The organism is Clavibacter sp., from assembly GCF_014802555.1.
Lineage (GTDB): Bacteria > Actinomycetota > Actinomycetes > Actinomycetales > Microbacteriaceae > Clavibacter > Clavibacter sepedonicus.
Map to the genome: position 1 here is coordinate 37,202 of NZ_JAAVCB010000118.1, position 9,287 is coordinate 46,488.

The window sequence follows — 9,287 nt, forward strand, 5'->3', positions numbered from 1 at the left end:
GTACACCGTGCGCGCCGCCGACGCGGGATCCGTCATCACCGTCGCCGTCACGGGCAGCCGCTCCGGGTACGACACCAGCACGCAGACGAGCGTGCCGACCGCGACCGTCCCGACGCCCGTCGTCGCGCAGTTCTCGTCCGCCCCGACGCCCACCATCGCCGGATCCCCGCAGGTCGGCTTCACGCTCACCGCGCGGGCCGGCACCTGGACCCCGTGGCCGACGTTCTCCTACTCCTGGACCCGCGACGGGGTGCTCATCGCCGGGCAGACCGGCGTGACCTACCGCGTCACCGAGCAGGACCGCGGGGCGGCCCTCGCCGTGACGGTCACCGGCACGAAGACCGGGTACGCGACGACGACCCGGACGAGCGACCCGATGACCGTGCCGGGCGCTACCCCGACCCCGACGCCGACCGCGGCGCCCACGGCCACGCCGACCGCCGCTCCGACGACGGCGCCCACGCCGACGCCGACGCCGACGCAGGCGCCGACCCCCACGCCGACGCCCACCGTCGCGCCGACCACCGCCCCGACCCCCGCGCCGACCATGCCCGCGGCAGCGCCCTTCACGGCCGCCGCGACGCCCATCATCGCCGGGACCGCGCGCGTCGGCTTCACGCTCTCCGCGCGCGCCGGCGTCTGGACCCCGTGGCCCACGTTCTCCTACGCCTGGCTGCGCGACGGCGTGGTGATCGCCGGGCAGACCGGCGTCACCTACCGCGTGCAGGCCGGGGATGCCGGATCCCGCATCAGCGTCACCGTCACCGGCACGAAGACCGGGTACGCGACGCAGTCCCTGACGAGCGCGGAGCTCCAGGTCCCCGCCGCGAGCACGCCGACGCCCACGCCCACCGCTACCCCCGGCACGCCGACCCCGGATCCCACCACCCCGCCGCAGGAGGACGCGCCGTTCTCGGCCGCCGCGACCCCGACCATCGGCGGCACCGCCCGCGTCGGCTTCACGCTGTCCGCGCGCGCCGGGGTGTGGACCCCCTGGCCCGCCTTCTCCTACCAGTGGACCCGCGACGGCGTCGCCATCGCCGACCAGACCGCCGTCACCTACCGCGTGCAGGAGGGCGACCAGGGCACCACCATCGCCGTGAACGTCACCGGCACGAAGACCGGGTACGTCACGCAGTCCCTCACCAGCGCCGGGCTCCTCGTGCCGCTGCCCGAGCCGACGCCCGAGCCGACCGTGCCCACGCCCGACCCGACGCCCGCCCCCGACGTCGCGTTCGAGACGGCCGGCACGCCGTCCATCACCGGACTCGGTCGCGTGGACTACACGCTCACGGCCAAGTCCGGCACCTGGTCGCCGTGGCCGTCCTTCTCCTACGCGTGGCTGCGCGACGGCGTCGTGATCCCCGACCAGACCGGCCCGAGCTACCGCGTCGTGGCGGGTGACGTCGGCACGGGCATCTCCGTCGCCGTCACGGGCACGAAGACCGGCTACGTCACGCAGACCGTGACCAGCCCGGGCGTCGCCGTCGTCGTGACGCCGGTGACTCCGCCGCCGCCCGCCCCGGCCGTGCCGTTCGAGGCGACGACCGCGCCGGTGATCCAGGGACCGCCCGTCGCCGGCGGCTCGCTGCGGGTGGAGACGGCCGCGTGGACGCCGGAGGCCACCGCCTACGCCTACGCCTGGGCCCGGGACGGCGTCACCGTGCTCGGCGCGACCGACGCGACGTACGCCGTGCGCCGCGCGGACGCCGGGTCGCGGATCACCGTGACCGTCACCGGCACGCGCACGGGCTACAAGGCGACGAGCGTGACGAGCGAGCCGACCGCCGTCGTGGTCGACGCCCTCGACGTGCCGCCCGCCCAGCCCGCACCGTCGCCCGACGACCAGCCGTTCGCGGACGCGCCGAGCCCGACCATCACGGGCGAGGCCGCCGTCGGATCCGCCCTCACGGCCGAGACGCCCGGATGGACCCCGGTCGCCACCTCGTACTCCTACGTCTGGCAGCGCAATGGCGTGGTCGTGCCCGGCCGCACCGCATCGACCTACGTGCCGGCGCCGCGCGACGCGGGATCGCAGATCACCGTGACCGTCACCGGTCGGGCCGACGGCTACGCGCCGACGTCCCGCACCTCCGTGCCGTGCCAGATCGCGTCGACCGGGGAGGGCTACGACGTCGTCGTGGTCCTCGGCCAGTCGAACGCGCAGGGCGTCGGCACCGGATGGGATCCGTCGATCGACGTGAGCGTGCCCGGGCTTGACCAGCTCGCCGGCAGCGGTGCCAAGGCCGGGCAGATCGTGCCCGCCAAGGACTCGCTGAGCCACGTGACCACCTGGACGACCTCCGGCGGCGTCCAGGCCGTCGGCCCCGGGATGGAGCTCGGTCGGCACATGCTCGCCGACGCCCGCCCGAGTCGCAAGGTGCTGCTCGTCCCCGCCGCGATGGCGTCCACGTCGATGACCGGGGACGGAACCTACGCGTGGAACCCGGCGGACACGCGCTCGCGCATCAACCTGTTCACGCGCGCGCTCGGCCAGATCGACGCCGCGCTCGCGCAGGATCCCGACAACCGCCTCGTCGCGGTCGTCTGGGCCCAGGGCGAGTCCGACGCGACCCGCACGAACGCGGCGGGATACCAGTCGATGCTGCTCGACCTCGTCGACCGGCTGAACACCCGGTACGGCGCGGTGCCGTTCCTCATCGGCGGCATGGTGCCCGAGTGGCTGAACGTGTCGTCGCAGCGCCAGGCCATCGACACCGCGCAGCAGGGCATGCCCGCGCTGCGGTCGAACGTGTCGTACATCCCGGGAGCCGCGGGGTACAGCAGGGCCGAGGACTCGATCCACTACACGGCGGCAGGCGCCCGGGCCATGGGTGACAAGTACTTCGCCGCCTACCAGCGGGCGACGGGCGCGGTGCAGCTGTCGAAGTGAGCGGAGCACGGCCGGGCGCGATGCCCGGCCGTGCTCCTCGCGGATTCAGCAGCAGGCGTCGTCGTTCGCGTCGTGCTCGTCGTGCACCCGCTCGCCCGTGAGCGCGCCGACGGGGACGGTGCACGCGTCGCCGCGCCACGCCTCGACGCCCTCGCGGACCGCGAAGGCGGCGATCGCGAGCCCGGCGACGGGATCCGCCCACCACCAGCCGAGCCCGGCGTCGAGCAGCAGCCCGATGAGGAGCGCGGCGGACAGCCAGGCGCACACGAGGGTCTGCCGCGAGTCGGCGACGGCGCTCGCGGAGCCGAGCTCGGTGCCGGTGCGTCGCTCAAGCAGGCTGAGGACCGGCATCACCGCGAGGCTCAGCGCGGCGAGCACGATGCCGGTCGGACTCGGGCGCGCCTCGTTTCCGCCCGCGAGCGCGAGCACGGCGTCCACGCTCACGTAGGCGGCGAGCCCGAGGAACGACACCGCGATCAGGCGGAGGGCCGCGCGCTCGCGCGCTTCCGGATCCGGCGCGGAGAACTGCCACGCGACGGCGGACGCGGCGAGCACCTCCACGATCGAGTCGAGCCCGAAGGCCACGAGCGCGGTCGACGACGCCACGGCGCCCGCGGCGAGGGCGACCACGGCCTCGACCGCGTTCCAGGCGATGGTGCCCGCGACGATCCAGCGGATGCGGCGGCGCAGCAGGTCCCGGCGCGCGACCGTCAGGCGGGGAGCGGGTGCCGGGGCCGCCGAGGCGAGGCCGCTCACGCCCCCGCCTCGCAGCAGCCGGGGTCGCACAGGGCCGGATCCGCGCACTCCCGGTCGTCGTCCACCGCGAGCACGACCTCCACGAGCGCGCCGATGCCGCGGGCGATGCGCGGATCCTCGATCTCGTAGCGCGTGCTGCGCCCCTCGGGCACCGTGCGGACGATGCCGCAGCCGCGCAGGCAGGCGAGGTGGTTGGACACGTTCTGCCGCGTGAGGCCGAGCCGCTCGGCGAGCAGCGCGGGGTAGGCGGGCCCGTCGAGCAGCTCCAGCAGGATCCGGGACCGTGTGGGGTCCGCGAGCGCGCGGCCGAGGCGGGTCATGACGTCGAGGCGGGGAGCGAGGGTGGGCACGCGACGAGGATACAGCGTCGGCTGTACCGAGGGCGAACGTCCTGCCACCGCGGTCTGCCAGGATCGAGGGACGCGCCGACATGCGGCCGACATCCCGACCGGAGGATCCATGGCCGAGCGCATCCCGCACGTCGTCTTCGTCTGCGCCCGCAACGGCGGCAAGTCCCAGCTCGCGGCGGCGCTCATGCGCCACACGGCCGGTGACGCCGTCGCCGTCACGTCGGCGGGCACGGATCCCGGCCCCTCGCTCAACGCGCTCGCGGTGGAGTCGCTCGCGGAGCTCGGTATCGACGTGGGCGGCGAGCGGCCGAAGCCGCTCACCGACGACATGGTGCGCGCCGCCGACCTCGTGGTCGTGCTCGGCGCGGAGGCGCACGTCGACGGCGACCAGGACGTCGCGGTCGAGACGTGGATCACCGACGAGCCGTCCGAGCGCGGCATCGACGGCATGGAACGGATGCGGCTCGTGCGCGACGACATCGGGGCGCGCGTCGAGGAGCTGCGCGGCCGGCTCCGCGGCGCCGGGGACGCCCCGGCCGCCGACTAGGCGTCGATGCGCGCCGGGCGGTCCACGCGACGGGCCACGAGCGCATCCACGTGCCGCTCGAGCACGCCGAGCGCGCGGGCGCTGCGGGCCGGATCCGGCTCCTCCACGAGCAGCTGCAGCGCCAGGCCGCCGAGGAGCGCCTGCAGGTGGTCGGCCTCGATCTCGGGGTCCGCATCGGGCCGCAGCAGGCCCGCCGCGCGCAGCTGCGCGAGCTGCTCGAGGCACGTCTCCCGCGCGGCCGCATGGGCCGCGGCGCGCACCTCGCGCAGCCGCGGGTGCGATGCCGCGTCGGCGAGGAGCGCGGCCGTGACCTCGGCCTCGGCGCGGCGGGAATCGTCCAGCGGCAGGTGCTCCGCGAGGATCCGCACGGCCCGCCGCCGCGCGTCCGGATCGGTGCGCCGGCTGCGGATGCGGCCGTCGATGCGCGCGGCGACCAGCGCCGTGGCGTGGGTCATCAGGTCGATGCGGCTGGGGAAGCTGTGGCGCAGGGATCCGGTGGAGAGGCCCGCCTCCGCGGCGACCGTGCGGACCGAGACGCCGCTCGCGCCGTCCCGGTGGATGACCCGCCAGACCGCCTCCGCGAGCTCGTCCTCGCGACGGGCGTGGTCGATCAGGCGGGGCATGGCGTCACGGTAGCACCGGGATCCGGCCCCTCCGCTGGCGGCGCGACGAACGCCTGGCGAACGGTAGCGTCGATCGGGTGAGCGCCTTCTCGCCGCCATGCGGCCCCGTCGTCGGCTGGGCGGACGGCGACGTCGTCCGCGCGACCGGCATTCCGTACGCGACCGCCGCCCGCTTCGCGGCGCCGGTCCCGCACCCCGACTGGACGGAGCCCCGCGCGGCGACCACGTGGGCGCCCGCGTGCCCGCAGCCGCCCATGGAGGAGCTCGACGCGGTGCTCGGGAGCTTCTCCGGACTGGCCGTGGACGAGGACTGCCTGCGCGTGTCCGTGACGATGCCGCGCGACGTGCGGCCGGACGACGCGCTGCCGGTGATGGTGTGGATCCACGGCGGCTCGTACGTCTCGGGCGCGGGCGACGTGCCGATCATGGATCCGCCCGCCCTCGTCGCCGAGCAGCGCGTAGTCGTCGTCACGATCACCTACCGGCTCGGTCTCCTCGGCTACCTCGGCGACGGCGGCGACCGGCCGGCGAACCTCGGCCTCCTCGACCAGCTGGAGGCGCTCCGCTGGGTCGCGCGCAACATCCACGCCTTCGGTGGGGACCCGGACCGCGTCACGGCGTTCGGCCAGTCGGCGGGCGGCGACGCGGTCGCGCACCTGATGGCCGTGCCCGAGGCGGCCGGTCTCTTCCGGCGGGCGATCATCCAGAGCGCGCCGCTCGGCATCTCGCGGGGCAGACGGCGCATGAACGCGGCGATGGCGCGCGCCTCCCGCGGGCTCACGGCCGACATGCCCGTCGAGGACGTAATCGCCCGCCAGGCCGGGGTCGAGCGCGTCGCCGCCCCGTACGGGCTGCTCGGCGCCATGCCGTTCGGCACGCAGTACGGGCATGCGCCGCTCCCGCCCGAGGCCGGGATCGACGCGGCGTGGGATGCGGCCGCGCCCGGCGTCGACGTTCTGATCGGCAACACGGCGGAGGAGGCGCGGCTGTTCCTGCCGGGGATCCCATGGCTCGCGCGCCTCACGCGGCTCCCGATCGTGGGCCCGCTCGTACGCCGCGCGGCCGTCGCGGCCGTCACGGGCATCATCTACGGGATCCCCGCCCGCCGCTTCGCCCGCCGCCACGCGCTCGCGGGCGGCACGGCCCACCGCTACGTCATCCGCTGGTCCGCGCCCGGCAGCCCGTTCGGCGCCGCGCACACCGTCGACCTGCCGCTGCTCTTCGGCGACGAGGACGCGTGGCGAGGCGCGGGGCTGCTCGCGGGCGCGGACTGGGAGGGGATCCAGCGCGACGCCCGCCGCGTGCGACAGGTGTGGGGCGACTTCGCGCGCGGCCGGTTCCCGACCCGGCAGCTGATCCCGGGCGTGCTGGAGCTGCGGCGCGTGCGGGGCTGACGGTCACCCGCGGGGCTCAGAGCAGCGCGGTGACCACGGCGGCGACCACGTCCGGGTCCGTCACCGGGACCATGTGCTCCGACCGCGCGGCGGGGATCCACTCGCCCTGCTCGACGGCAGCCGCCGACACGCGGTGCGCGCGCACGAGGTCGCGCCGCTGGCCGCGGGTGAGCGCGCTCGAGGTCGTGCCCGAGATCACCCGTACGGGGATGCCGGGAAGCGGGGCCGCCGAGCCGAGGATCCCCGCGATGCCGGCGAGGCCGGGCAGCAGGTGCCGCTGCTCAGCGGCGGTGGCGCGCGCCGCGCGCACGGACCCGGCGGCGCCGACGGCCGCGGTGCGGAGCGGTTCCGGCAGGCCCGCCAGAGCGATCCGGTGCAGCCGACGCAGGATCCCCAGCCGCGCGAGCGGGACGAGCAGGGCCGCCTGCACGCCGAAGCCGACGCGCGCGGCGGGGGAAGCGTAGGCGCGGGCGCGCTCGTCGCTCGGATCCACCAGCACGACGCCCGCGGTGGGGATCCCGCGCGCGATCCGCCGCGCCGCCGCCACGCGCACGATCGGCCCGCCCCAGCTGTGCCCGACGAGCACCAGCCGGCGATGCGGGAACGCCGCGACGACCGCCTCGAGGTCGTCGGCGAGCCGGTCGAGGTCGCGCGGCGCGGGATCCGGGTCGCTGTCGCCGAGCCCTGCGCGGTCGTAGGCGACGACGCGGTGGGTGCGCGCGAGGATCCCGTGCACGAGCCCCCAGGTCAGCCCGCTTCCTCCGAGCCCCGCCTCCAGCACCACGAGGTCGTCGCCCTCGCCCGCGACCATCGCGCGGAGGCGGCGGCCGTCGGAGGTCGTGATCGTGACGTCGCGGCCGAGGAGACCGTCGTCCGTCACCCGAGCACCGGCCACGGCGGCGGCGTCCGGTCGTCGGTCGCCAGGAGCCCGGCGAGCCAGTCGTCCTCGCGGCCGTCGCGGCCCATCGCGCCGAGGCGGGCCACGCCCTCGAAGCGGAAGCCGAGGCTCTGCGCGACGGCGGCGGATCCGGTGTTCCCGGCGTAGGCGCGCCAGCCGATGCGGACGAGCCCGAGCCCGGATCCCGTGTCGAAGCCGTGGTCGACGACCACCGCGGCGGCCTCCCGCATGAGGCCGCGACCGCGTGCTCCCGGCGCGAGCCAGTACCCGATCTCGGCGGCACCGTCCGCGATGGCGTGCAGCCCGACGGTGCCGACGAGCCCGCCGCCCTCGAGCACGGCCCAGGTCAGGCGGTCGCCCGACGTCCAGCCGTCGGGGGAGAACCCGGTGACATACGCGACGCCGTCCTCGCGCGCGTACGGGACGGGGACGGGCACGTACCGCTGGATCGCCGGATCTTGGCAGGCGGCCTGGATCGCGTCGACGTCGTCGAGGGCGGGCGGGCGGAGCGTCAGGCGCGCGGTGCGGAGCGTCACAGGATCCATCGGGCCACGCTACCGGAGGGCTGTGTATCGAATTCCTCGTGTGGGGGGCGACCTTGTCGGTCATCCGACTATGTGCCTACCACACTATCGATTTATCAGAATAGTTCATCGCAGCCTTGACAAGGGTTCGAGTAGGGAGGAGGGTCTGCCGCATCGACCACATTCGAGGGTATATTTACCCAGAAAAGAGTTTACGCATGAAGGTAAATCGGCGGCTGATCGCAATGGCCGCCTCGCTCGCCGTTGTAGCGGGCACATTCGTCGCGAGCCCGGCCATGGCGGACTCGCATCCCGGCCCTGAACGTCGCTACGGATCTCCATTGACCACAGCGGCCATCGCTGCAGGCGACGCCTCGATCGCGAAGATCCGCGATCTCGGGGACGCCCTCACCACGATTCACGGCTCCGTGCACTTCGATGCGGCCCTCGCGCTCGAACGCGGCGCAGCACCCGTGACCGTTCGCGAGGTGGCGGTCGGCATCGTTGCCGGCGGCGGGGCCGTATCTGGGATCACCGTAGACGACTCGAAGGTCCTCGACGTCACGCGCATCGTCCTCGACTCTCGTTGTGCGGGCGTGACGAACTACTCCACCCAGTGGTTCGGACGGCAGCTGAAGCTGAATTCCTGCGACACGAGTCGCCTCATCGCTGCTCTGGCTGTGGGCGCGGGAATCGCCACCCTTGCCGCCATCGTCACCGCGGAGACGGGTGTCGGTGCAATCGCGGGCGGAGTGATAGCCGCACTGCTTTCCATCGGCGCGGGGGCTATCGCGTTCTGCGCTGCCGACGGCAACGGGGTGATCGTCGACCAGTCCTGGACCGGTGCTCCGTGGTGTGCAGGCCAGTGAAAGCATCTTCTTGGGAACGCGTTCGCCTGTGCGCTCAAGATCTGACCGTCGAGCAAGGAAGCGTGGCTTGAATGAGAGCGCGAAACCGCATTGTGTTTGTCATCACCCTCATCGTCACCTCAGGGCTGCTGACAGCCGGTGTGATCCTGTTCGCCACCTCCGGCGTCGATGACCTCCGAGGGCGGGGCCTCTGCTTCGCGGCTACCGGGATCGGGATGAGCTACGTCGTCGTGCGGCTTGTCCAGCGCAGGCGGACGGACCGCTAAGCGCGAGGCGCGTCCAGCGACACGCGCGCGGTCCGTTCACGACGACGGCCCGCCACCTCCGAGGGCGGATTCTCGTGGTCGTCGCAACACCTGATGATTTAGATGGTTGTCAGTAGAGCACGCATTCGCTCGGCTGGGGTGTCCCAGTCGAGCGTTTTGCGTGGTCG

At 74.3% G+C, this 9,287-nt stretch carries 9 protein-coding genes; 4 read left to right on the plus strand and 5 right to left on the minus strand.

Annotation, left to right across the window (positions count from 1 at the left end; translation table 11 throughout):
* Positions 1 to 7: 7 nt before the first annotated feature.
* Positions 8 to 2,893 carry a sialate O-acetylesterase gene (locus HDR73_RS13135; protein WP_223842619.1) on the plus strand — a complete coding sequence of 962 codons (2,886 nt, stop codon included), beginning with the start codon at positions 8 to 10 and terminating at the stop codon, positions 2,891 to 2,893.
* A 45-nt stretch (positions 2,894 to 2,938) separates the two neighbouring features.
* On the opposite strand, the gene HDR73_RS13140 is transcribed toward HDR73_RS13135, so the two are convergent.
* Positions 2,939 to 3,649, minus strand: coding sequence for a cation efflux transmembrane domain-containing protein (locus HDR73_RS13140; protein WP_012299211.1), 711 nt, complete (start codon positions 3,647 to 3,649; stop codon positions 2,939 to 2,941).
* Complete coding sequence (gene cmtR / locus HDR73_RS13145; RefSeq protein WP_012299210.1) at positions 3,646 to 3,999, minus strand: Cd(II)/Pb(II)-sensing metalloregulatory transcriptional regulator CmtR; 354 nt, start codon at positions 3,997 to 3,999, stop codon at positions 3,646 to 3,648. Before cmtR ends, HDR73_RS13140 begins: the two co-directional genes overlap by 4 nt.
* 109 nt (positions 4,000 to 4,108) lie before the next feature.
* Here cmtR and HDR73_RS13150 point away from each other — a divergent pair, with 109 nt between their 5' ends.
* Positions 4,109 to 4,546, plus strand: a complete 438-nt coding sequence (locus tag HDR73_RS13150) for an arsenate-mycothiol transferase ArsC (protein WP_012299209.1) — start codon at positions 4,109 to 4,111, stop codon at positions 4,544 to 4,546.
* Here the strand turns inward: HDR73_RS13150 and HDR73_RS13155 are convergent.
* A complete protein-coding gene (locus HDR73_RS13155) occupies positions 4,543 to 5,169 on the minus strand; it encodes a TetR/AcrR family transcriptional regulator (RefSeq protein WP_012299208.1) in 627 nt (208 codons plus the stop codon). The genes HDR73_RS13150 and HDR73_RS13155 overlap by 4 nt on opposite strands.
* A gap of 77 nt (positions 5,170 to 5,246) precedes the next feature.
* Between HDR73_RS13155 and HDR73_RS13160 the strand changes: the two genes are divergently transcribed.
* Entirely contained in the window at positions 5,247 to 6,563 is a 1,317-nt protein-coding gene (locus HDR73_RS13160) for a carboxylesterase family protein (protein ID WP_012299207.1), read from the plus strand.
* Positions 6,564 to 6,579: 16 nt separating this feature from the next.
* Here the strand turns inward: HDR73_RS13160 and HDR73_RS13165 are convergent, their stop codons facing one another.
* Together HDR73_RS13165 and HDR73_RS13170 are read right to left on the minus strand one after the other, a co-directional pair.
* On the minus strand, positions 6,580 to 7,443 hold the full coding sequence (locus HDR73_RS13165; protein ID WP_223842618.1) for an alpha/beta fold hydrolase: 864 nt from the start codon (positions 7,441 to 7,443) through the stop codon (positions 6,580 to 6,582).
* Entirely contained in the window at positions 7,440 to 8,006 is a 567-nt protein-coding gene (locus tag HDR73_RS13170) for a GNAT family N-acetyltransferase (protein WP_012299205.1), read from the minus strand. The genes HDR73_RS13165 and HDR73_RS13170 overlap by 4 nt, the downstream gene beginning before the upstream one ends.
* A 197-nt stretch (positions 8,007 to 8,203) precedes the next feature.
* On the opposite strand from HDR73_RS13170, the gene HDR73_RS13175 reads away from it, so the two are divergent.
* Positions 8,204 to 8,854, plus strand: a complete 651-nt coding sequence (locus HDR73_RS13175; RefSeq protein ID WP_133064086.1) for a hypothetical protein — start codon at positions 8,204 to 8,206, stop codon at positions 8,852 to 8,854.
* Positions 8,855 to 9,287 lie beyond the last annotated feature (433 nt).